A 22,476-nucleotide genomic window follows, 5' to 3' on the forward strand; every position below is an offset into this window, starting at 1 on the left:
GGACAGAAACGAGAAGCTGCCGAGCCGGTCCTAGAAAGGAAAAATTGGAGCCTAAGAGGCAACAAATGGTCGTCTGCTGCCCTGCCGATAAGCGAGCTTGGCGTTGCCGAAAACACGGGGTGCCGCGCCGATAGCTGGGGGCACGGAAATCAAGTGTTTTTCGTCAGCGTCCGCTTAAAGGTACAGCATGAAACTTACAGATGATCGGCTGTGATCGTTAGTGCCGCCTCGCCGTTGGTGCGAACCTAAGCAAGATCAATCCCGCTAATACTAACAGGCCGATCACCTGCTTTTCGTATCCAGCGAACAGGCGCCAACCCGCATATTCACTGCAAACGGCAGCAAGGAGTACCGCCACAAAAACGCCTGCAATGAGCCGATCACGTAAATTTGGCGGGCGAGGATGCCATTCGTATTGAGGGTCGCTCATGGCGGTGAATTTGCTGTAATGCATCAGACGACGCAACGCCTAATCTATCGTCCTCTTAACCGGAATATTTTGGCCAACAACGCTAGGATAGCGAACGACAGGAAGCAGAAATAGATCAACGCCGCACGAATGGTTTTACCGTCCAGCACATTTTCGGCGCACCACTTCCAATAGAAATAGGATATCGCCAGAAATATTACCCATACGGCTGTTATCCGTGCGCGCCTCACCCTCTTCTCCACTCTGTTCATTGATCTTATTCATTTCTTTGACTTGAAATCAAATGAGATTCGAGAGTCCGGTTTTGAGACGGCCGAATTCGCTGCCAAATGTCTCAAACTGGTCGTTTTCAGACCCTCCTTCCCATCATCCGATCCTGAACGTGGAGAACTGGCTAAGGATCATGCGTTGCCCAATGGCTACAGAACCCTCAAAAAACATCCTATTTCTCCAACGGGGCAGGATTGCACCTGTCCTATTCCGCGCCACCGGGTCTATCCCGCATCCCTCTTTGAAACGTCCGACAAATCGCGTCACCACGCATACGCGCGCGCAGGCACGCGCGCGCGTACACTGTGAACTTCGGCGTGAAATGGTCGCTTGCCGACAGGCCGTTTCCCGCCTCCTTCGAAGCGCCCCCCCCTTCAATGCGTGCGGCTGGTGACGTTCGCGGTGCCGTCGCTCTGAATTTCGATCAGATGGGCGGTGCCGTTATCACACTCCGCTTTCCAGCCCATGACTCCATGCCGCACTTCGGTTCGTTCCGACCGGGCGACTGTCGAGCAAGCCGCGCCGGACGCCCGCACGGCCCTCTCCAGTACGCCATTGCGTTGCGTTTCATCCAGCTTGGCGACCTCAGCCGCTGCGCCGGTTTCGGGGGCTGCGCGCTGGTCGACGGCAGTGATCTGGTCGCCGCTCTCGCCGCAAGCCGTCAGGGCAAATATCCCGGCCAGCACTATCCAATTGCGCATGTTCATCCTTTCGCTGGGGGAGCAAATGCATCCGTCGCCCGGATGAGCGCGTCCAATATGCCGGGTTCGTTGAACGCATGACCCGCGCCTTCGATCATCTCGAATGTCGCCTGCGGCCATGCCCGGTGCAGCGCCCAGGCGGTTTCGGCGGGGCAAGCCATGTCGTAGCGGCCCTGTACGATCACGCCAGGAATGCCCGCCAGTTTCGCCGCGTCGCGAATAAGCTGGCCTTCCTCCAGCCAGCCGCCATGGACGAAATAATGATTTTCGATTCTTGCGAAGGCGAGTGCGAAGTCATCGGCTTCATGGGTGGCGGAGAGCGCGTCATCCGGCAGCAGACGGATGGTTTCGCCTTCCCAGACGCTCCACGCCTTGGCTGCGGCGATCTGCTTGGCGCGGTCGTCGCCGGTCAGGATGCGACGATAGGCATGGAGCAGGTCGCCGCGCTCCGCCGCCGGGATGGGTGCGACGAAGCGTTCCCATTTGTCGGGATAGATGCGGCTGGCGCCCTGCTGATAATACCAGTCGATCTCCTGGCGACGGATGGTGAAGATGCCGCGCAACACCAGTTCGGTCACGCGTTCGGGGTGCGTCTGGGCATAGGCCAGCGCCAGCGTGGAACCCCAGCTTCCGCCGAAGACCAGCCATTGGTCGATGCCCATCATCTCCCGCAGGCGTTCGATGTCCGCGACGAGGTGCCAGCTGGTGTTCGCCTCCAGCGCCGCATGGGGCGTCGAACGACCACAACCGCGCTGGTCGAAGAGGAGGACGTCGTAGCTTCGCGGATCGAACAGGCGGCGATGGTCGGGCGAAATGCCGCCGCCAGGGCCGCCATGCAGGAAGACGGCAGGCTTGGCGCCGGGCGTTCCGGCGCGTTCCCAATAGATGCGATGGCCGTCCCCCACGTCGAGATGGCCGGAGGCGAAGGGTTCGATCGGCGGGTAGAGCGTGCGCATGGGTCAAGGTGTAGAAACTCTGGCGGGCAATGCAATCGACAGACGCGCGGTTCGCTTCGACAAGTGACGCTTGAGCGCGCGCGAACCCAGGTGCATCTTCCGCCACGATCCAGACAGGAGGAATTCCGATGCGTTCCACCCTTGCCCTTTTCTGCGCCAGCCTGGCCCTTGCCACGCCGCTCGCCGCCCCACTTGCCGCCATGGCCAAGGCGCCCGATTATGCCGCAGCGATTGCCGACCCCAAACGTCCGGCGGATGCCAAGGCGCTGGATGAAGGGCGCAAGCCGGCCGAAACGCTCGCCTTTCTGGGACTGAAGCCTGGCATGAAGGCGGCCGATATCGTCACCGGATCTGGCTATTGGGCGGAGATCATGGCCGATGTGGTGGGGCGCAAGGGCAAGGTGACGGGCTTTGAACCCAGCCAGTTCACAACCAAGCCCGAGAGCCAGCAGAAATGGCAGGCCCTGCAGGCGCGACGACCCGAAGTGAAATGGGTCAGCTATCCGTTCGAGGGTTTTGGCGCCCCCGCGAACAGCTTCGACTTCACCATCCTCAACCTCAATTATCACGACCTCTATTGGCAATCGGAGAAGATGGGCATTCCCTTCACCGATCCGGCGGCCTTCGTGAAGGCGCTCTACGCCGCGACAAAGCCGAGCGGGATCGTCGGCGTGATCGACCATGCGGGGCCGGCGGGCGGCACGCGGGCGATCGTCGACAAGCTGCACCGGATCGATCCGGCCGTGGTCAAGGCGGACTTCGCCAAGGCTGGGTTCGTGCTGGAGGCGGAAAGCCCGCTGCTCGCCAATCCGCAGGACGACCATAGCAAAAATGTGTTCGACCCCGCCATTCGCGGCAAGACGGACCGCTTCCTGTTCCGCTTCCGCAAACCGAAATAAGGGCTTTTGACCGCAAGAGGCGGGATGACAGGGCGGTGCGGCGGCGTCAGTCTGGCGGGCATGGACCTGTCCGATCTCGACCGTCACGGCGCCGCGCGCCTGCCCGCCCTGCTCTCCCCCGATCAATGCGCGGAGATGATCGCGCTGTGGGAGCAACCGCACCTCTTCCGCAAGGAAGTGGTGATGGCGCGACATGGCTATGGCAGCGGGCGCTATCGCTATTTCGACTATCCGCTGCCCGCGCCCGTCGCGGCGTTGCGGGACGCGCTCTATCCGGCGCTGGCGGATGTCGCCAATCGCTGGGCGGCGATGCTGGGGAGCGGCGACATCTATCCCACGCGCCATGCCGATTTTCTGAAGGCGGGCGCGCTCACCGGACAGGACAAAGCGACGCCGCTGCTGCTGCGCTATGAGGCGGGGGACTGGAACGCGCTGCATCAGGATGTCTATGGCCCGCATGTCTTTCCGCTGCAGACGGCGATCCTGTTGTCGGAGCCGGAACGCGACTTTACCGGCGGCGCTTTCGTTCTGACCGAGCAGCGACCCCGCATGCAGTCGCGGCCCGAGGTGGTTCCGCTGGCCCAGGGTGACGCGGTGGTCTTCCCGGTTCGGGAGCGGCCGGTGATCGGTGCGAGAGGCGTGCATCGAGTGCAGATGCGCCATGGCGTCAGCCGGTTGCTGTCCGGAGCGCGTTACACATTAGGGATCATTTTTCATGACGCGGCATGATGCCGGATTACATTTTGCGACAAATCTTTATGGGCATTGCCAGAATTTTGCGACAACTCCCCCCTAAAGGGGAGGCTTCAGGATCTTGAATTTCAGGGGTGACAAGTGCGCCGTTCCTTCGCCTATCTTATATTTCCGTTGATGATGAGTGCAGCGCCCGGTGCGCTGATGGCGCAGACTGAGGAGCCCAGAGGGCCAGCCGGGCAGATCGACGAGAGCGAGGAAATCATCGTCACCGGCCAGCCCGAGCGAGGCGCGGTAGTCGGCACCATCAAGCCGGAGCAGCAGCTTTCGCCCGCCGATGTGCGGGCACTGGGCGTCACCTCCATATCCGAGATGATCACCGAACTGGCGCCGCAGACCAATGGCAGCCCGGTGATCCTGCTCAACGGCAAGCGGATTTCGAGCTTCTCGGAGATTCAGGACATCCCCTCCGAAGCGGTGGCGCGGGTCGACATCCTGCCGGAGCAGGTCGCGCTGAACTATGGTTATGCGCCGACGCAGAAGGTCGTGAACATCGTGCTGCGCCAGCGTTTCCGCGCCGAGACGATGGACCTGCGCGCAGGTACGACCACGCAGGGCGGGCGCGACAATGGCTCGGCGGAAGGCGGGCTGCTGCGTATCCGGGGCGACAATCGCTTCACCCTCGACATGCAGTACAAGACCGCCGCATCGCTGCTGGAAAGCGAGCGCGGCGTGGTGCCGACCGTGCAGGGCGAACGGGCCAACCAACAGTCGGGCCTCGACGCCTTCCTGGTGGGGGAAAACGGCATGACCGGCGGCGAGCTGGCGCATCATCGCACGCTCAGCCCGGCGACCGAGAGCTTTGCTACCAATGCCACCCTGGCCCGCGCACTGGGCAAGATATCGATGACGATCAACGGGCGGCTGGAGCTGTCGGACAATGACAGCCTGCAAGGATTCCAGGCGGCGGCGTTCGACCTGCCGGCCGGCAACCCCTTCTCGCCCTTCGCCACGCCGACGAGCTTCTATCGCTATCTGCGTCAGGCGGGCGAGCTGGGGCAACAGATCAAGGGCACGACCGGCCATGTCGGCGTGACGCTGAGCGGGCTGCTGGGCGGGGGCTGGCAATGGTCTTTCACCGGCAATGGCGATTATTCCAACACCCGCACCACGACCGATCGCGGCGTCGATACTGGCGCGATCCAGAGCGCGATCAATGCAGGCGCCGATCCCTTCGGTGGCTTTTCGGCGGATCTTCTCTCGACGCGGGCGATCGACCGGGCGAAAGCTGAGTCCAAAGCGGTGACCGGCGACCTGCTGCTGTCCGGTCCGCTGTTCGACCTGCCCGCCGGGGCGGTCACGACATCGGTGCGCGTGGGTGGATCGGCCAATGGCTTCGATAGCCGGTCGATCCGCTCGGGCGTCGAGCGCAATAGCAGCTACAACCGGGAAATCGGCAGCGGGCAGATCAGCCTGGACCTGCCGATCACCAGCCGGTCGAAGGGCGTGCTGGGCGCAGTGGGCGACATCGGCGTCAATGTGAACGCGGCGGCGCAGCATTATTCCGACTTCGGCACGCTTTCGACCTTGGGTTACGGCATGCGTTGGCGGCCGGTGCCCGCCGTGCAGTTGCTGATGTCCGCCAATCAGGACCGCGCTGCGCCTACGGGCACGCAGATCACCGATCCGGAAATCCGCACGCCCAATGTGTCAGTGTTCGATTATGCAACTGGACAGACGGTATTCATCACGCAGGTCAGCCGCGGTAACCCCAATCTCAAGGAAAGCGTACGCGACCAGTTCCGGCTGAGTGCGAATATCAAACCATTCGAAAAGCCCAATCTGACGCTGACGGCAACCTATACCAACAGCCGGACGACCAATCCGATTTCGGCCTTTCCGACGCCGTCACCAGCAATCGAGGAGGCCTTTCCTGACCAGTTCGTTCGCAACGGCGGTGTGTTGACGGAGATCAGAGCTTTTCCCATCAACTATCTGCGGTCGCAGAGCGAGCAGTTGCGCTGGGGCTTCGACCTCAGCATTCCGCTGAAATCGCACATCCAGAAGGTGATCGAGGCCTGGCGCGCAGCAGGCGCGAAGCCCGAGGAACGGCCCAAGGAATTGCAGGATCTGCGTAGCCTGTTCGGCAATCGCGGCCCCGGTGGTGGTCAAGCTGGTCAGCCGCCGCAGGGGCAGGAAGGCGGCGACCGGCCACGCGGCGAAGGAGATCAGAGCGGCCGCGGTGGCCAAGGGGGTGGCGGCCAGCGCGGTCCGGGCGGTGGCTTCGGTGGGCCGGGCGGCTTCGGCGGCGGCGGGCGCGGCGGCGGCGGCGGTCGGCTGAGCTTCAGCCTCTATCACACCTGGCATTTCACCGAGAGCATCCTGATCGCGCCCGGCGTGCCGGAGCTGGACCTGCTGAACGGCGACGCCACCGGATCGTCGGGCGGGCAGCCGCGGCATGAACTCAATGCGCGGGTCGGCTATACCAATAATGGCCTGGGCGCGCGATTGAGCGTCGATTGGGAAAGCGGCACCCATGTCGACGGCGCCCTGAGCGGAACGACGAGCGGGGCGTCACGGCTGGACTTCGGCAGTCTGGCGACGGTGGATTTGCGGCTGTTCGCCAATCTGGGGCAGATGCCTTCATTGGTGAAGGCGCACCCCTTTCTGCGGGGCGCGCGGGTGTCCATCGGCATCGACAATCTGTTCAACCAGCGGCGCAGCGTGACCGATGCGACCGGGATGACGCCGGTGCGCTATCAGCCCGGCTATCTCGATCCGATCGGGCGAGCAGTGACGATCAGCTTCCGCAAGCTGTTCTTCTGACGGATTTAAGACGCCCATGCCCGGTCCGTTATGATCGTCAGGACAGATCGGGAAGGGTTCGCCGCATGAAGCCGCCCCGTCATCAAGCTGATCAAGGATGTGGCAGGCGGAACGGTGCAAAGGGAACCGGCCGCACCGGCGGCCTGAATCGCGCCGAGGGGTTTGGAGAGGGAAAGGCCGCCTCAGCCCCGCATGACTTCCAAGGCCTGGCCCACAGCCAAAATCCCTTCCGGCGCGGCGGCAAAGCCCATATGCGTGCAATCCACCTCAATCGCCCGGTCGCGCTCCCCGGCGCGCCCTTTGGCGCATTCAGGCAAAATCACGCCATCGCGCTGCGACCACAAAGCCACGGTCGGCACCGGCGGCTTGACCTCGCGATTGCAGGCAAAGGGCGGCTGATCCACCGGAAAGCCTGACACCAACTGATAGAGACGCCAGGCATGATTGGCGCGCGGGTCGCCGGAAAAGGGCGTGCCCATCGTCACCACCCCGCCGACCTTGGCGGTGGCGAATTTCGCATATTCCCGCGCAAACAGCCCGCCCAGGCTCCAGCCCACCAGCGTCACCCGGGCGCCTGTCTTCCGCCTGATGGCGTCCACCCGCCGGTCGATCTGCTCCAGACTGTCAGGTTTCGGTCCGAAATTGCGGCCCATGCCCCAGCCATGCGCCTCATAACCCGCCGCATTCAGCACGGCGCGCAACGGCTCCATCCGCTGTTCGCCCGCCATCAGTCCGGGGATCAGCAGAACCTGCCGCCCGTCGCCGCGGATCGCCCGCGCCAGGCTGGAGGCCTGCGCCCGCGTCCGCGCCAGATCGAGAGGCACTGACGCATTGCCCAACAGATGCTGGAGCGATGGCCGTTCAGCCGCGCGCGGACCGCTAGCCAGGCGGCCTCTCCAGAAGGTGGCAATGACGTCGGCATAAGGCGGCACGAAAATGTCTTTCCTTTTTCCAAAAGGAAAAATGACATTCTCATGACAATAGCTCCCGAGTCCATGGGAATTCATCCACCAGGACAAACGGTCCGTCGTTTGTGACAGCGGCTTTGAGCGGGGTCAGGGCGCCAATGGAGACGTTTGCGCCACAGGCACGCCATCGGCCGCCCGCAACTGGCGCGGCTCCAGGATCGCGGCCGTCTCGATCAGGTCGAGCGCCCGCCGCGCCTCCAGATAGCGGCGCGCAAATTGCATCCAGCGGTCCGCCGCAGCCCGTCCCGGCATTTGTTCCACCTCCGCCAGCGCCGCGCCGACCCGCGACCCGTCCAGATAGCGGATCGCCCGGTCCAGCGCCGCCTGCGGCCGGGGAGAGGGGGTGGACGCCTTGTGAATGGTGATGATCTCGCGAGCCTCATGCTCCAGCGCTTCCCACCAGCTTGCATTGGCGGACGGCACCGTCACCTGATCAGCCACCGCCGTCAGCCCGGCGCGCAGATCGGCCAGGGTCACCGGCTCCCGCGCCGCGTTGATGATGGTCGCGACGGCGCGTGGCTGCGCCTGCCCGAAGCGCAGCCGCAACTGCCCTTCAATATAGCCGAGCGGCGTCCCGCTATCGAGCGCCCGCCGCGCCGCGAAGGCGACCAACAGGCCTTCCGCGCGCGCCGCATTGCCCGAAGCCGCCTGCGCCTCCACGGCGATGCGGTTGAGCCGCTCTTCCAGTTGGACCACCCGCGCATCCAGCATTTGCCCGGCATCGGCGGACAGCGGACGCATCGGCACGCCCGATCCCGCAGCGTTGAGCAGCGGATCGCTCAGCGCCGCCTGCCGCTGCGGCGCGTACCATCGCTGGATTTTCGGCAGGGCCAGAACGGTCAGCACCACCCCGACGGCAAAGGCGAGCAAGACCAGCAGCACCAGCATCCAGAGCCCACGCCGCCGTGCGGGGAGCGGCGTTGCCACGCCGTCCGCCGCGCCGCCCACCGTGCCGCCGCCCACCGTGCCGTCCGTGTCGCTCATCAAGGGTCTGTCTTCCATATGAGGCGAATCATTCGCATAATCGGACGGCAAGGGCCAGCATCCTCTCATCATCGGGCTTATCGGGCGCCTGGGCGCTGGCCCAGCCGTCGCCGCAGGCCGTCAGCGCGGCCGGGCCGATCGCGATCAGGTGCAGGGCGGCGCGCTGCTCCGGATCCACAAGCTGCGCCAGCACTTCCCCGGCGCGTGGCGAATGGACCAACAGGATGCTGTCGGCCTCCAGCCGCTCCGCCAGCCGGTCATCCTCGATCCGCAGCATTTCATAAACCGCGATACGCTCGATCCGTAGCGCCCCTTCATCGATCGGCGCGATCGTCCGCCCGGCCAGATGCAGCACATGGCCATGCCCGTCCGCCGCGATCCGCCGCGCAATGGCGGTGCCATCGCCATCCCCGGCGGCGACCTGCGCAAAGCCCGCTTCCCCCAGCGCCTTCGCCGTCGCTTTTCCCACCGCATAAGCGGGCAGGTTGCGATAATCGGCCAGCCGTTCCCCCGCCAGCCGGGCTGCATTGGCGCTGGTCAACAACAGGGCGTCGAAGCGGCTTGCGGCAGGAGCCTCCCAATCCAGCGCCCGCGGCACGAACAGGGGAACAATCCGTGCCTCCAGCCCCAATTCCGCCGCCCGCTCGGCCGTCTTGCCGGCGCCCGGCTCGGGCCGCAGGATGATGAGCGGCCTCACGGCTCGAACAGCGCGCGCAACGCCGGACTCGCCTGCTCCAGCAAGCGGCACCCCATAGCTTCGGCAGCAGCGGCATCGCGCCGATCAATCCGCAGCGAATCCCCGACTGTTTCCTGCCCATCAGGGCTGATGATCTCGGCGCGCAGGTGAATCCGCCCATCCTCCAGCCGCCCCAGCGCCGCAATCGGGGAATGGCATGTGCCCCCCAAACCGACCAGCACAGCCCGCTCCGCCATCACGCAGTCGAACGTATCCGCATCGCTGATCGTCGCCAGCAATTCCAGCATGGCCGCATTGTCGCTCAACGTCTCGATCCCCACCGCCCCTTGCGACGGCGCAGGCAGCATGACGTCAATCGGGATCGTCACGCCCACATCGCTTTGGCCCAGCCGGTCCAGCCCCGCCGCCGCCAGCAAGGTCGCATGCGCTTCGCCCTTGGCCAGCTTGGCGAGCCGCGTCGCCACATTGCCGCGAAACAGCACGACCTCCGCATCGGGGCGAAGCCGCTTCACCTGTGCCGCCCGGCGCGGCGAACTGGTGCCGACCACCGGCTTTTCGGGAAGCGCCTCGAAACTCTCCGCGCCCACCAGCCGATCCCGTACATCGGCACGCGGCAGCATCGCCGCTATCCGAATCTCGGCCGGTCGCAGCGTCTCGACATCCTTCATCGAGTGCACGGCAAAATCGATCTCGCCCGCGATCAGCGCCCGATCCAGTTCCTTGGTCCACAATGCCTTGCCGCCGATCTCCGCCAAGGCCCGGTCCTGAATACGGTCCCCGCTGGTCTGCACCACGACGATTTCGACCGCACCTTCATCCCAACCGTGGCGTGCGCACAGCGCCGCCCTCGTCATATGCGCCTGCGCGAGCGCAAGCGGGGAACCACGGGTGCCAAGGCGGAGGGGGCGGGAAGGCTTTTGCATGATCCCGCTTGCTCTAATGGCCGCGGACATTAGATGGAAGCGGCAATGACGATCATCCTTGGCCTGGAATCAAGCTGCGACGAAACCGCAGCGGCGCTGGTGACGGCGGAGGGCAGGATTCTCGCCCACCGCCTCGCTACGCAGGAGGAGGCGCATCGCCCCTATGGCGGCGTTGTCCCCGAAATCGCCGCCCGCGCCCATGTCGAGGCGCTCGCGCCCCTGATCGAAGCGGCGCTCAAGGACGCGAACCTCACCCTGAACGATGTCGACGTGATCGCCGCGACAGCCGGTCCCGGCCTGATCGGCGGCGTGATGGTCGGCCTCGTCACCGGCAAGGCGCTCGCCCATGCGGCGAACAAGCCCCTGATCGCGGTCAATCACCTCGAAGGCCACGCCCTTTCGCCGCGCCTCGCGGACCCCAGCCTCCAATTCCCCTATCTGCTGCTGCTGGTGTCCGGCGGCCATTGCCAGCTCCTCCAGGTGCGCGGCCCCGGCGATTATGCTCGCCTCGCCACCACCATCGACGACGCCAGCGGCGAAGCCTTCGACAAGACGGCGAAACTGCTCGGTCTCGGTTATCCCGGCGGCCCGGCGGTCGAAAAGGCCGCTGCGCTGGGCAACCCCAAAGCCGTCCCGCTTCCACGCCCCCTCGTCGGCACGGCGGAACCGCATTTCTCCTTCGCGGGCCTGAAAAGCGCGGTCATGCGCGCCGCCCAATCCGGCCAATATTCGACGGAAGATATCGCCGCGAGCTTCCAGCAGGCGGTGATCGATTGCCTGATCGACCGCACCGAAAAGCAGCTTGCCGAGCGTCAGGGCATCACCGCTCTCGTCGTTGCGGGGGGCGTCGCCGCCAACCAGTCGATCCGCGCCGCTCTCGAAGCGCTCGCCGCCAAATATGACTTGCCGTTCGTCGCCCCGCCGCTCTGGCTCTGCACGGACAATGCCGCGATGATCGCCTGGGCGGGGGCGGAGCGCTATGCGGCAGGCCTGATCGACGATTTGACCGTCCCGGCCCGCCCGCGCTGGCCGCTCGACCCCAGCGCCGAAAAAGCGCGCGGCGCCGGGGTCAAAGCATGAAGGGTGTGAAAGCATGAAGGCCGGTGTTATCGGAGCAGGCGCATGGGGCACCGCGCTCGCCCAAACCCTGGCTACGGATGGCCGGCATGTCCGCCTCTGGGCGCTGGAACCCGAAGTGGTGGAGGCGGTCAACAAGGACCGGCAGAACCCGCTCTATCTGCCCAATATCCCGCTCAGCGCCTCGATCGAAGCCACTGGCGACTTGGGCGCCATGGCCGACCGGGACATGTTGCTGATCGTCAGCCCGGCCCAGCATCTGCGCGCTGTCGTGGCGCAGGCTCCCGCGGGCACCCCGCTCATCCTCTGCTCCAAGGGCATCGAGGCGGGCACCAGTCTGCTCATGTCCGAAGTCGCGCAACAAGCGCAGCCCACGTCCCCCGTCGCCGTCCTGTCCGGCCCGACTTTTGCCCATGAGGTGGCGAAGGGTCTTCCCACCGCGATCACGTTGGCCTGCGCCGACGCCGATCTCGCCGCGAAGATCGCTGCCCGCATCGCCCGCCCGGCCTTTCGCCCCTATCTCTCCGATGATGTGGTCGGCGCGGAGATCGGCGGCGCGGTAAAGAATGTTCTCGCCATCGCCTGCGGCGTCGCGGAGGGTGCAGGTCTGGGCCTCAACGCCCGCGCCTCCCTCATCAGCCGGGGTTTTGCCGAAATGACCCGCTTCGGCCTCGCGAGGGGCGCCCGCGCGGAGACCCTTGCGGGCCTCTCGGGCCTGGGCGATCTCGTCCTCACCTGCTCCTCGACCAACAGCCGCAACTTCTCGCTCGGCAAGGGCTTGGGCGAGGGCCAGTCAGCCAAGGATCTGCTCTCCAACCGCCGGACCGTAGCGGAAGGCGCGTTCACCGCCCCGGTCCTGCGCGAAGCAGCCCGCGCGGCAAAGGTCGAAATGCCGGTGGTCGAAGCCGTCTGCGCCCTGCTCGAAGACGCCGCGCCGCTGGCTCAAGTGATGGACGCGCTGCTCGCCCGTCCGTTGCGCGCCGAATAAAAACTCGCGCTCTTTCCAGATATTGCTACAGTCCGGCTCCACAAAATGACGCCACAGCATTGACGCCACAGGGGGACCATAGTTCGTTGCCGGTTGAAGGGGCCTCTCCCGCGCAGCAGGATGATATTGCCGCGCTCGCCAAGGGCGGACGGACCAATGTGTTCGGTTTCCTGCTCCGCCTCGCCGCGCGCTTGCCCTTCCTGTTCATCGCGGGCCGCTGGTATGGCGCCGATGCGCTGGGCCGCTTCGCCTATGCCGTGCTCGTGGTGGAGTTCGTCGCCCAGCTCGCGACCCTTGGCCTGAAACGCGGCCTGGCGGGAGCGCTGGCGCAAACCGAACGCCCGCACGGCCATGTCGTCACCGACGCGATGCTGGTGACGCTGATCGCGTCCCTTATCGGCAGCGCGCTCCTCGTCGCCTTTCCGCAAGCGATGTTCCCGAACAGCGGCATCAACGGTCTTGATCGCCTGCTCGCCCTGATCGTGATCGCGGTGGCCGGGTCCGACGTGGCGCTTGCCGCCTGCGCCTATCGCTTCGACATCGGCGCCACCGTCCGCGCGCGTTCTATCATCGAGCCCTGGGCGATCAGCATCGGCGCCTTCGCCTTCGCCTTTTATTCGACCCGCGACGGCCTGATCCTGTCCTATGTCGTCTCGATGATCGCCGCGATGGTCGCCTCGATCATTCCGATGACCCGCCATTACGGCATTCCCTATGGGTGGCGCCCGGATTTCGGCCGGCTCTGGCGGTTGGCGCGCCGCAACCTGCCCCTCGCGGCCGCCGACGGCGTCGAATGGGGTTCCCGCCGCCTCGACATGGCGATCCTCGGCCTGTTCGTAAGTCCTGCCGTGGTCGGCATCTATTATGTCGCTCAGCAGGTTGCCTCTCTGCCGCAAAAGCTGAAAACCAGCTTCGACCCGATCCTGGGGCCTGTCATCACCCGCAATCTGGCGGAGGGCAATCTCACCGCCATCGCCAAGCAGGTCAGCCAGGTCGGCTTCTGGATCATCGCCGCGCAGGCGGGCATTGCGCTGGCGCTGGGCATCCCCGGCGAAGCGGTCATGGGCCTTGTCGGCCCCCATTTCGTCGGCGGCACCGGCGCGCTCGCCTTCCTGCTGCTGGCCGAAGTCGTCGCCGCCACCGCCGTCGTCAGCGAATCCGCGTTGGTCTATATCGCCCGCCATCGCAATCTGATGATCTCGCTGCTGATGATCGGTTTGCAGGCTGCGCTCAGCTTCGCGCTGATCTTCCTGGCCCGCCGCCTCGGCTTCCAGGATATGGCCGTCGCCGCCGCGCCCGCCCTTGCGCTCAGCATAGCGCTCGGCGTCAGCGCTCTTGTCAAGGCTTGGCTGCTCTCCCGCTTGCTCGGCGCCAAGATCAATGCCTGGCGCTGGCCGCTGCTCAGCGCTTCCGGCGTCGCCTGCATCGTCGGCGCCGCCTTCGTCGCGCTGCCACCCCAGTTCGAATGGGTGGAACTGGTCTTCGGCGTCTTCACGATCCTTGGGGTGTACGGCTTCGTCATCTGGCGCTGGGGCTTCGGCCCTGACGATCGGGCGCTGTTCAGGAAGCAGAAGGCGGCTGCCTAAGCCCGCCCCGTTAAACTACAACTTAAAAAGGCCGGACTTCCGCCCGGCCCTCCCAACTCACCCCAGCGCCTTCGCCCGGATCGCCTGCAGATCCTCTTCGGGCCGCGCGCCCCAGTGCGAGATCACCTCGGCCGCCGCCGCCGCGCCCAGTTTCAGGCACTTGTCGACCTCCAGCCCCTCCAGATGACCGGCAAGGAAGCCCGCCGCGAACAGATCGCCCGCCCCGGTCGTGTCGATCACCTCGGCCACCGGCGCCGCAAAGGCTTCGTAGCGCATGCCGTCGACCACCGCGATCGCGCCCTTTTCGCTGCGCGTCGACACCAGCACCGGCACCTTGGCCGCGATGGCAGCCACCGCCTTCTCGAAATCGTCGACCTGCGCCAGCGACTGAATTTCCCCCTCATTGGAAAAGAGGATGTCGATCAGCCCCTGGTCGATCAGGTCGAGGAAGTCGGCCCGATGCCGGTCGATCACGAAATTGTCGGACAGGGTGAAGGCGACCTTCCGCCCCGCGCCCCGCGCCGCGTCGATCGCTGCGCGCATCGCCGCCCGCGGCTGCTCCGGATCCCAGAGATAGCCTTCCAGGTAGAGGATCGAAGCCGAACGGATCAGGTCGAGATCCAGCGCCGCCTCAGGCAGAAACTGCGACGCCCCCAAAAAGGTGTTCATCGTCCGCTGCGCGTCCGGCGTCACCAGGATCAGGCAGCGCGCCGTCGGCACATCGCCCTGCATCACCGGCGTGTCGTAGCGGATGCCGAGCGCCCGCACGTCATGCGCGAAGACCGCGCCCAACTGGTCCTCATTGACCTGCCCGATGAAGCCGCATTTCTTGCCCAGCGCCGCCAGCCCCGCCAGCGTGTTCGCCGCCGACCCGCCGCTGATCTCCTTGCCCGCGCCCATATCGGCATAAAGGCTCTCCGCGGTTTCCGCGTCGATAAGCTGCATGCCGCCCTTGGTCAGCGCATGTTCGGCCAGGAAAGCGTCATCGCTCCGGGCGAGCACGTCGACAATGGCGTTGCCGATTGCGACAACATCAAGCGTGGGGGCAGCAGCGGTCACGCAAAATCCTTCGTGAATGAGGGGGGAAAATCCCGCCGTCTCTACCTATCCTTGCGGCCCCGCGCAACGGACTGATTGACGGGCGGCAGAGGGCGCGGAATAGCTGCGTCATGGTCCTCGCCGCCGCCCTTCGCGCCTTCCCTTCGATCTTTCACGGCGCCGCGCTTCGGCTGCTGCTTAAGACGTTGCTGCTGACCCTGCTTGCCTTCGCGATCCTCGCCATCGCGCTGTGGAGCGGCATCCACGCCGCCCGCCTGCATTTCGGCTGGGACGGGGGCATGGGATGGGGCGGGCTGGCCGAAGCGACGGCCACCGCCCTTGCGATGATCGCAGCCGCCTGGCTGTTGTTCCGCGCCACCGCCATGGCGATCATGAACCTCTTTGCCGACGACATCATCGTCGCGGTGGAGCGCGACAGCTACCCGCAAGCCGCCGCCCGCGCCCGCCCGGTCGGCTGGGGGCGCAGCCTCCATTCCGCCCTGCGCTCCCTCCTGCGCACCATTGGCTGGAACCTTCTCGCGCTGCCCGCCTATGCGCTGCTGCTGGTGACGGGCGTCGGCACCATCGGCCTGTTCCTGATCCTCAACGCCACCCTGCTCGGCCGCGACCTGGCCGACATGGTCGAGCCGCGCCACCCCGACCTGCCGCCTATCCCGCGCGGCAGCCGGTGGCTGATGGGCCTCGTCTCGGCGCTTCTGTTCCTTGTGCCGATCCTCAACCTGCTTGCACCGATCTGGAGCGCGGCTATGGCAGTCCACATGCTGCACGGTGCCCGAAGGAAAATGCCATGAAACGCCCCCATCTGGCCCCTCGTTTGACGCTTGTGGCAGCCCTTTCATCGACCCTCACCGCTTGCGGAGGCGTCGTGCCGCCCCCCGCGACCCAGATCGCCCGGCCACCCGCCGGTCCCCCGGCCAGCGCCTTCACCCGCCCCGGCCCGCTGATTGGAACCGACGCCCGGCATCTGATCCAGATGTTTGGCCAGCCCCGGCTCGACATCCGCGAAAGCACCATGCGCAAGCTGCAATTCGCCAATGGCCGCTGCGTGCTCGACGCCTATCTCTACGTCCCGCCGCAGGGGAAGGAACCGCTCGTCACCCATGTCGATGCCCGCACGCCGACGGGCACGGACATCGATCCGGTGAGTTGTTCGGCGGCGCTCCAGGCGAAATAATGAGCGCGGCATGAAGCATGAGGTGTTCCTGCGAAGGCAGGGGCACATTTCCATCTGAACAGGAAGCCCTAGCCCAACCGCTCCAGCGCCCAACGCGCAGCCTCCGCCACCACCGGGTCTTCATCCCCGGTCAGCGGCCGCAACCGCTCAATCAGCCGCTTGTCGCCGCTGTTCCCCGCCGCGATGGCGGCGTTGCGCACCATCCGGTTCCGTCCGATCCGCTTGATTGGTGAACCGGAAAAAATCTCGCGAAAGCCCGCATCGTCCAGCGCCAGCAGATCGCCCAGTTCCGGCGCCGCCAGCTCCGCCCGCCCGATAAAAGCCCGGTTTGCCGCGGCGGCATCCGCGAACTTGTTCCACGGACACACCGCCAGACAATCGTCGCAGCCGTAAATGCGGTTGCCGATCGCCGCCCGGAACTCCTCCGGAATCGGCCCCTTATGCTCGATGGTGAGATAGGAAATGCACCGCCGCGCATCGACCACATAGGGCGCGGGAAAGGCAGCGGTCGGACAGGCGGCCTGACAGGCTGTACAACTGCCGCAATGGTCCGTCTCCGGCGCATCCGGGACCAGCGCAATCTCGCTGTAGATCGCCCCCAGGAACAGCCAACTGCCGTGCGCCTGGCTGACGAGGTTGCTGTGTTTCCCCTGCCAGCCCAGCCCCGCCGCCTGCGCCAGCGGCTTTTCCATCACCGGCGCGGTATCGACAAAGACCTTGAGCGCGCTCGGCTGCTGCTCGACCAGCCAGCGGGCGAGCGCCTTCAGCCCCTTCTTGACCACGTCATGATAGTCGCGCCCCTGCGCATAGACCGAAATCCGTCCCCGGTCCCCGACATCAGCCAGGGCCAGCGGATCGCGTCCCGGCGCATAACTCATCCCCAGCATGATGACGCTGCGCACTTCGGGCCACAGCCCTTGCGGCGATCCGCGCTGCCCCGCGCGCTCCTCCATCCACAGCATCCCGCCATGATGCCCGGCGTCCAGCCATTGGCGCAATCTCTTGGCCGAACGCGGCGCGGCATCGGCGGGCGCGATGGCGCAGGCGGCAAAGCCCAACCGCAACGCTTCGGCCTTAAGCCGTTCTTCCAATGTTTCGTTTTGCGTTGGCATGCGATGCGACTATCAGAGGCCGATGATCGGGGCTCCTCAACCGACCTATGCCGTTGAAGGCCATGGTCTTGTCAAGACATTCGGCAATTTCCGGGCGGTGGACGGCATCGACATCGCGGTGCCCGCCGGTTCGATCTACGGCATTCTTGGCCCCAATGGCGCGGGCAAGACGACGCTGCTCAGAACCCTGCTCGGCATCATCGACCCGGATGAAGGGGTGCGCAGCCTGTTGGGCGATCCCGTTCCGCTGCGTCAGGCCCGCAATGTCGGCTATCTGCCTGAAGAACGCGGCCTTTACCCCTCCATGAAGGCGTTCGAGGCAGTCGCCTTCATGGGTGCTCTGCGCGGCCTGCCGCTCAAGACCGGGCGGGAGCGCGCCCGCGCCATGCTGGCCGATTACGGCATGGGCGCCTCGACCGAAAAGCCGATCCGTCAGTTGTCGAAGGGCATGGCCCAGACCGTCCAACTTTTCGGCACGATCATCCACGAACCGCGCCTTATCGTGCTGGACGAGCCCTTTTCCGGCCTCGACGCCTTCAACCAGGGCAAGTTGGAGGTGCTGATCCGCGATCAGGCCCGGCGCGGCGTGACGGTGCTCTTTTCCACCCATGTCATCGCCCATGCCGAACGGCTGTGCGAGCGTGTCGCCATCGTCGCGGGCGGCCGCGTCCGCTTCGAAGGCACGGTGGACGATGCCCGCAACCGTCTCCGCCCGCAAGTCCGCCTCCGCACCCGCGCCAGCGACGGCGGCTGGCGCCGCGCCTTGCCCGCCGAAACCCTGGCGGAAGACGGGACATGGCATTTCGCCCTGCCGAAGGACGGCATCGAACCATTGCTCCGCGCCCTGCTCGACAGCAATGCCGGGATAGAAAGCCTGTCGATCGAGCGTCCCGGCCTGCACGACGCTTTCGTCGCCATCGCCGGTGAAGCGGCGGCGCGGCAAATGCAGGACGATCAGGCGCGGGAGGAAGCGGCATGACCGAAATGATGCGCGCCGCCTTCGTTATTGCCCGGCGGGATTTCACCGCCGTCGTGCTGTCCCGCACCTTCATCTTCTTCCTGCTCGGCCCGCTTTTCCCGATCGTCATCGGTATGGCGTTCGGCGGCTTGGGCGACCGGATTTCCACCACCGATCTCCGCCCGGTCGTGGGCATCGCCATGTCGCCCGCCGATACGGCGCGGATGCAGCGCGCCCATGCCCGGCTGGCCGAACGCATGGGGCCGCAAGCGCTGCCGGTGCTGCGCCGCGTGCCGCTGACGCCCGTTCCACGCGTTCAACTGGCGAAGGCGAATGCCGATGTCATGGTGATCGTGTCCGGTTCCCCCGCCCAGCCGGTGATGACCGGCCAACCACAGGATATTCAGCGTCTGGAGGGCGATATCAGCCTGCTCGCCAGCGCCGCGCTGGCCGAACAGTCGCTGCATATGGTGCATGTCGAGTCGCGGCAGGTCGCGACCAGCGTCGGCGCGCAGACCCAGGGCAGGTTGGTGATCGGACGGATCGCCCAGATCGTGATCTTCTTCCTGACGATCCTGCTCGCAGGCATGATCCTGTCCAATCTGGTCGAGGAAAAGACGAACAAGATCATCGAGATTCTGGCCGCCGCCGTGCCGGTCGACGCGATCTTCCTGGGCAAGTTGATGGCGATGCTGGCGATGAGCTTCGTCGGTATCCTGTTCTGGGGCGGCACCGCCTTCTGCGTGTTCCTGGCACTAAAGACGCCCGGCGTCAGCCTGCCCGTTCCCGCGATCGGCTGGCCGGTCTTCCTGATGCTCGCCGTCATCTATTTCGCCATGGCCTATACGCTGCTGGGCTCGCTGTTCCTGGGGATCGGCGCGCAGGCGGCTACGGTACGCGAAGTGCAGACGCTCAACATGCCCGTGACCATGGGGCAGATGCTGATCTTCTTCTTCGCCACCTATGCGGTCGACAAGATGGGATCGCCGCCGGAGATCGCCGCCGTGATCCTGCCCTTCTCCTCCCCCTTCGCGATGATCGCGCGGGCGGCGCAGGTGGACGCGATCTGGCCCCATCTGCTCGCCATTGCCTGGCAGATGCTCTGGGTCGGCCTGATCATCCGCATCGGCGTCCTGCTGTTCCGCCGCCATGTGCTGAAATCGGGCGGGGGCTGGTGGAAACAGCTATTCAGAAGCGCGACAGGCTGAACCTGCTAGGCCGTAAACTCATGAATGGCGCGTTCGAGGTTTGAAGCAAAAAGGCCCAGCACAAGGAGAGAGGGCGCAGGAATATGTCGATATTTCAAGCCCTCTCGACGCCGGGATGGGCCTTTTTGGTCAAATCCGCAGGACGCCAAAATGGCTTCCATCTCGAACCGAAATGCGCTTGCAAAGGTGTCCAACCTTCGCCGCGCGCATTTCGGCCCGATATGTTCGCCATTTTGGCGCCTCGAGCGCGACATTCATGAGTTTACGGCCTAAGACACGGTTCATGGATCGGCGGCGATTTCTGGGAATGGGCGGTTGTGCCGCCACGATGCTCGTCCTCTGGCAGACGGGGCTGGGAAGGGCCGACGCCGCCTATCCCTTCGCGCTCAGCGATGCGGAATGGCGCAAACGGCTGAGCCCGCTCGCCTATCAGGTGCTGCGCGAGCGTTCGACCGAATATCCCTTCACCAGCCCGATCAACAAGGAGCATCGCTCGGGCACCTTCACCTGCGCCGGTTGTGGGCAGCGGCTGTTCAGTTCTAAGACCAAGTTCGATAGCGGCACCGGCTGGCCCAGCTTCTGGGCACCTCTGCCGCGCGCGGTCGGCACGTCACGCGATTTCGAACTTGGTTACCCCCGAACAGAGGTGCATTGCGCCCAATGCGGCGGGCATCTGGGCCATGTCTTCGACGACGGGCCCAAGCCCACCGGCAAGCGTTATTGCATGAACGGCGTCGCGCTGGCCTTCGTGCCGGGCTGAGCGATGACCTTGTAGATGCGGAGCGGCCCCTTGGTGGGGATCGGCCGCAACCAGCGCGGGGGCTTGTTGCGCGCCAAGGCCGCGGCCAGGCTGTGCGGGAAGTCCGCGCGATAATGCTTGATTTCGTTCATCTCGTTGCAGATCAGCAGATAATCGGCGCCCTTTCCGCCGTTCAGGCGCATGATGATCGCCAGAGCCTTTTCGGGCGGAGCGGTGAAACCGTCGATGACCGCGGTGATGCCGGCCGCATTGCGGTGATGGGCCGTGCCGATCACGCTATGCCCGGTCCGCACGAGGATGTCGGGGCCCAGATCGAGCGGTGCGAAGAGGACCGATCGCGGCAAGGCGCGCAGGGGCGCCAACATGGCCGAATTCCGGCAATTGACGGTTTCGGGCTGCTGCTTTGACGCTGCGCCGCTGGCAATCAATATCCAGGCGCCGCACAGGCCCGCCGGGGTGAACAATATGGCGACGCCCGCCGTCACCAATATTCTCGCCACCGCGTTCGTCCAGGTCTGGATATGGCGAAATAGCGCCAGCAGCAGCCAGGCGATGCCGGGCAGCGCCAGGACATGCGCCACCGACATGGCGCGCAGCACGAGGATCGCGACCGCCAATGCCCCGCTGAGCAGCAGCGCGATGACGATCCAGCGTTCCCGCGCCTCCCGCTCCTTGGCGGCCCTGGCTGCGACGATCGTGCTGATGAGGCCCATCACCGCCGGCAGAAGGATGATCCCGGCCATCATTGGGCCTTGCTCCCAGACCGGGCGGCCTTCCTTCACTTGCAGATACCATAAGCGATAGGCGACCGGGCCGAGCGCCTTGAAAGGGTCGCCGGCAATGCATGATCCTCCGCTCAGCAGGAACATGCCAGTCGCGGCGATCCCCCCGGCCCCGGTCGCCATGAAGCGGCGCTGGACCGTATTCGTGCCGAAAAGGCGCAAGGCCAGAGGCGTCGCCAGCGCGAAAGCCAGTAGCGACCAGACATAGGCCGCCGATAGGCTGTCGCATTGCCGGATCAGCGGTGCTTGAGGACCGCGCAGCACCAGCAGCAGGGCCAGCGCGCTGCCGCCCAGCGTGACGGCAAAGGCGGCGATCCGCGCAACCTCCCGCCGGTCGAACCAGCTCCGCAGGGCGAAGATGCCGGCGAACAGCGCGGCATAGGGCAAGGCCTCGCTGGAAATCTGGAGCCAGATCGCCAGCGCCAGTCCCGCCGTGACGCCGCCTCTGAGGCGATGCCTGTCCAGCGTTCCGCACAAGGCGATGGCCGACATCCAGATCTGCCACCCATGATGGTCGATCCGGAACGGGGTGAACTGGACCAATATGGTCGGCGTCGTCAGGAGCAGGGCCACCGCAAGCAAGGCGATGATGCCGCTATCGGTGGCGCGTTTGGCCGCCAGGAACAGCGTGCCCGTCAGACCGCCCAGCAACAGCAAGGGCACCAGCACGCAGGCGGCGATTTCGGCCTGCACGGCGCCCAGCAGCGGGCGCAGCAAAAGGATCAGCGCCGCAATCGGCATGTCGACGATGCGCGACCAATGCATCGGCCCACCCATTGGCGGATTGACGCGGTGCTGACTGACATCCCAGAAACCCTGCCCGTGCAGCCAGTCGCGGACCTGCTGCAACCGCATGGCGTCGTCGGGATCGCGGAATTCAGGCGTGGTCAGGCCGCTGCGAAACAGCCAGAGCATGACGGCACAGCATAGGAGCCATGCCAGCAAAACCCCTGCCCCGATCTGCCAGCGGGCGATCGAGGGTCTTGCAGGAAGGGAGATGGAATCAGGCGCGGGCAAAGATGCCATATTTCCGGATCGCATAGACGGACAGGAAGCTGACCGGAACCGCCATCAGCTTGGCTATCGCGGGGGCGACGCCCAGGCTGCTCAAACCGCCTACCGACGCCATGGTGATCGCCATGCCGATCAGGGCGCTGGCGATGAAGGCGATGCGTTGGGCATGGGTGGCCGGTTGCTGCATTTCGAAGACGAAATGGACGCTGATCAGCCAATGCAGGACCAACCCGCCCGAATAGCCGCCAAGGGCGGCGATGGCGGGCGGCAGGCCCAAATGGTTCAGCATCATGAACAGCGCGAAGTCCCCCGACAGAGCGCAGATGCTGGCCATAAGATAGCGCGTGAAAGTGAAGCGGCCGATGATGGCGTTCAACGGTCCGGCCAGGCTGCGCACCAATTGGGGCATGG

21 protein-coding genes are annotated in these 22,476 nt (G+C 65.4%); 11 read left to right on the top strand and 10 right to left on the bottom strand.

Annotated elements, in window-relative coordinates; genetic code table 11:
* Positions 1-1,074 precede the first annotated feature (1,074 nt).
* Positions 1,075-1,401 carry a hypothetical protein gene (locus K426_RS18240; RefSeq protein ID WP_066561985.1) on the bottom strand — a complete coding sequence of 109 codons (327 nt, stop codon included), beginning with the start codon at positions 1,399-1,401 and terminating at the stop codon, positions 1,075-1,077.
* A 2-nt stretch (positions 1,402-1,403) separates the two neighbouring features.
* Positions 1,404-2,357, bottom strand: coding sequence for a prolyl aminopeptidase (pip, locus tag K426_RS18245; RefSeq protein ID WP_066560162.1), 954 nt, complete (start codon positions 2,355-2,357; stop codon positions 1,404-1,406).
* Positions 2,358-2,485: 128 nt separating this feature from the next.
* Here pip and K426_RS18250 point away from each other — a divergent pair, with 128 nt between their 5' ends.
* From K426_RS18250 to K426_RS18260, 3 genes are all read left to right on the top strand, one after another.
* Complete coding sequence (locus K426_RS18250) at positions 2,486-3,256, top strand: class I SAM-dependent methyltransferase (RefSeq protein ID WP_066560167.1); 771 nt, start codon at positions 2,486-2,488, stop codon at positions 3,254-3,256.
* A gap of 24 nt (positions 3,257-3,280) precedes the next feature.
* Positions 3,281-3,985: a 2OG-Fe(II) oxygenase gene (locus tag K426_RS18255; RefSeq protein WP_066560175.1), complete on the top strand. Its 705-nt coding sequence runs from the start codon at positions 3,281-3,283 to the stop codon at positions 3,983-3,985.
* Between the two features lie 105 nt (positions 3,986-4,090).
* Positions 4,091-6,775: a TonB-dependent receptor gene (locus K426_RS18260; protein WP_066560181.1), complete on the top strand. Its 2,685-nt coding sequence runs from the start codon at positions 4,091-4,093 to the stop codon at positions 6,773-6,775.
* Positions 6,776-6,957: 182 nt separating this feature from the next.
* Here K426_RS18260 and K426_RS18265 read toward each other — a convergent pair whose 3' ends face one another.
* From K426_RS18265 to hemC, 4 genes are all read right to left on the bottom strand, one after another.
* Complete coding sequence (locus K426_RS18265; protein ID WP_066561987.1) at positions 6,958-7,707, bottom strand: esterase/lipase family protein; 750 nt, start codon at positions 7,705-7,707, stop codon at positions 6,958-6,960.
* 123 nt (positions 7,708-7,830) lie between these two features.
* Positions 7,831-8,745: a hypothetical protein gene (locus K426_RS18270; RefSeq protein WP_066560182.1), complete on the bottom strand. Its 915-nt coding sequence runs from the start codon at positions 8,743-8,745 to the stop codon at positions 7,831-7,833.
* A gap of 10 nt (positions 8,746-8,755) precedes the next feature.
* Positions 8,756-9,424, bottom strand: a complete 669-nt coding sequence (locus tag K426_RS18275; protein ID WP_066560183.1) for a uroporphyrinogen-III synthase — start codon at positions 9,422-9,424, stop codon at positions 8,756-8,758.
* Positions 9,421-10,347 (bottom strand): hydroxymethylbilane synthase, encoded by a 927-nt coding sequence (hemC, locus tag K426_RS18280; protein WP_066560186.1) that lies wholly within the window; start codon positions 10,345-10,347, stop codon positions 9,421-9,423. The genes K426_RS18275 and hemC overlap by 4 nt, the downstream gene beginning before the upstream one ends.
* Before the next feature lie 45 nt (positions 10,348-10,392).
* Between hemC and tsaD the strand changes: the two genes are divergently transcribed.
* The 3 genes from tsaD to K426_RS18295 all read left to right on the top strand — a co-directional run bounded on the left by tsaD (position 10,393) and on the right by K426_RS18295 (position 13,998).
* Positions 10,393-11,427, top strand: coding sequence for a tRNA (adenosine(37)-N6)-threonylcarbamoyltransferase complex transferase subunit TsaD (gene tsaD / locus K426_RS18285; RefSeq protein ID WP_066561989.1), 1,035 nt, complete (start codon positions 10,393-10,395; stop codon positions 11,425-11,427).
* A gap of 13 nt (positions 11,428-11,440) precedes the next feature.
* Entirely contained in the window at positions 11,441-12,412 is a 972-nt protein-coding gene (locus K426_RS18290; RefSeq protein ID WP_066560188.1) for an NAD(P)H-dependent glycerol-3-phosphate dehydrogenase, read from the top strand.
* A gap of 86 nt (positions 12,413-12,498) precedes the next feature.
* Positions 12,499-13,998, top strand: a complete 1,500-nt coding sequence (locus K426_RS18295) for a lipopolysaccharide biosynthesis protein (RefSeq protein WP_066560190.1) — start codon at positions 12,499-12,501, stop codon at positions 13,996-13,998.
* A 57-nt stretch (positions 13,999-14,055) separates the two neighbouring features.
* Here the strand turns inward: K426_RS18295 and K426_RS18300 are convergent, their stop codons facing one another.
* Positions 14,056-15,057, bottom strand: coding sequence for an adenosine kinase (locus tag K426_RS18300; RefSeq protein WP_066560193.1), 1,002 nt, complete (start codon positions 15,055-15,057; stop codon positions 14,056-14,058).
* 110 nt (positions 15,058-15,167) lie between these two features.
* Here K426_RS18300 and K426_RS18305 point away from each other — a divergent pair, with 110 nt between their 5' ends.
* Together K426_RS18305 and K426_RS18310 are read left to right on the top strand one after the other, a co-directional pair.
* Entirely contained in the window at positions 15,168-15,848 is a 681-nt protein-coding gene (locus tag K426_RS18305) for an EI24 domain-containing protein (protein WP_066560195.1), read from the top strand.
* Entirely contained in the window at positions 15,845-16,231 is a 387-nt protein-coding gene (locus K426_RS18310) for a hypothetical protein (protein WP_066560197.1), read from the top strand. Before K426_RS18305 ends, K426_RS18310 begins: the two co-directional genes overlap by 4 nt.
* Before the next feature lie 68 nt (positions 16,232-16,299).
* On the opposite strand, the gene queG is transcribed toward K426_RS18310, so the two are convergent.
* Positions 16,300-17,343: a tRNA epoxyqueuosine(34) reductase QueG gene (gene queG, locus K426_RS18315; protein WP_066560200.1), complete on the bottom strand. Its 1,044-nt coding sequence runs from the start codon at positions 17,341-17,343 to the stop codon at positions 16,300-16,302.
* Positions 17,344-17,365: 22 nt separating this feature from the next.
* Here queG and K426_RS18320 point away from each other — a divergent pair, with 22 nt between their 5' ends.
* From K426_RS18320 to msrB, 3 genes are all read left to right on the top strand, one after another.
* Positions 17,366-18,322, top strand: a complete 957-nt coding sequence (locus K426_RS18320) for an ABC transporter ATP-binding protein (protein WP_066561990.1) — start codon at positions 17,366-17,368, stop codon at positions 18,320-18,322.
* The gene (locus K426_RS18325; RefSeq protein WP_066560203.1) at positions 18,319-19,509 is read left to right on the top strand and encodes an ABC transporter permease; all 1,191 of its coding nucleotides are present in this window, start codon (positions 18,319-18,321) and stop codon (positions 19,507-19,509) included. Before K426_RS18320 ends, K426_RS18325 begins: the two co-directional genes overlap by 4 nt.
* Positions 19,510-19,792: 283 nt before the next feature.
* Entirely contained in the window at positions 19,793-20,269 is a 477-nt protein-coding gene (gene msrB, locus K426_RS18330) for a peptide-methionine (R)-S-oxide reductase MsrB (protein WP_066560206.1), read from the top strand.
* Here msrB and K426_RS18335 read toward each other — a convergent pair.
* Entirely contained in the window at positions 20,227-22,077 is a 1,851-nt protein-coding gene (locus K426_RS18335) for a hypothetical protein (RefSeq protein WP_066560209.1), read from the bottom strand. The two genes, msrB and K426_RS18335, sit on opposite strands and share 43 nt — an antisense overlap.
* Positions 22,055-22,474: a GtrA family protein gene (locus tag K426_RS18340; RefSeq protein WP_066560210.1), complete on the bottom strand. Its 420-nt coding sequence runs from the start codon at positions 22,472-22,474 to the stop codon at positions 22,055-22,057. The genes K426_RS18335 and K426_RS18340 overlap by 23 nt, the downstream gene beginning before the upstream one ends.
* Positions 22,475-22,476 lie beyond the last annotated feature (2 nt).

The sequence above is a fragment of the Sphingobium sp. TKS genome (assembly GCF_001563265.1).
In the GTDB taxonomy this organism is placed as follows: Bacteria; Pseudomonadota; Alphaproteobacteria; order Sphingomonadales; family Sphingomonadaceae; genus Sphingobium.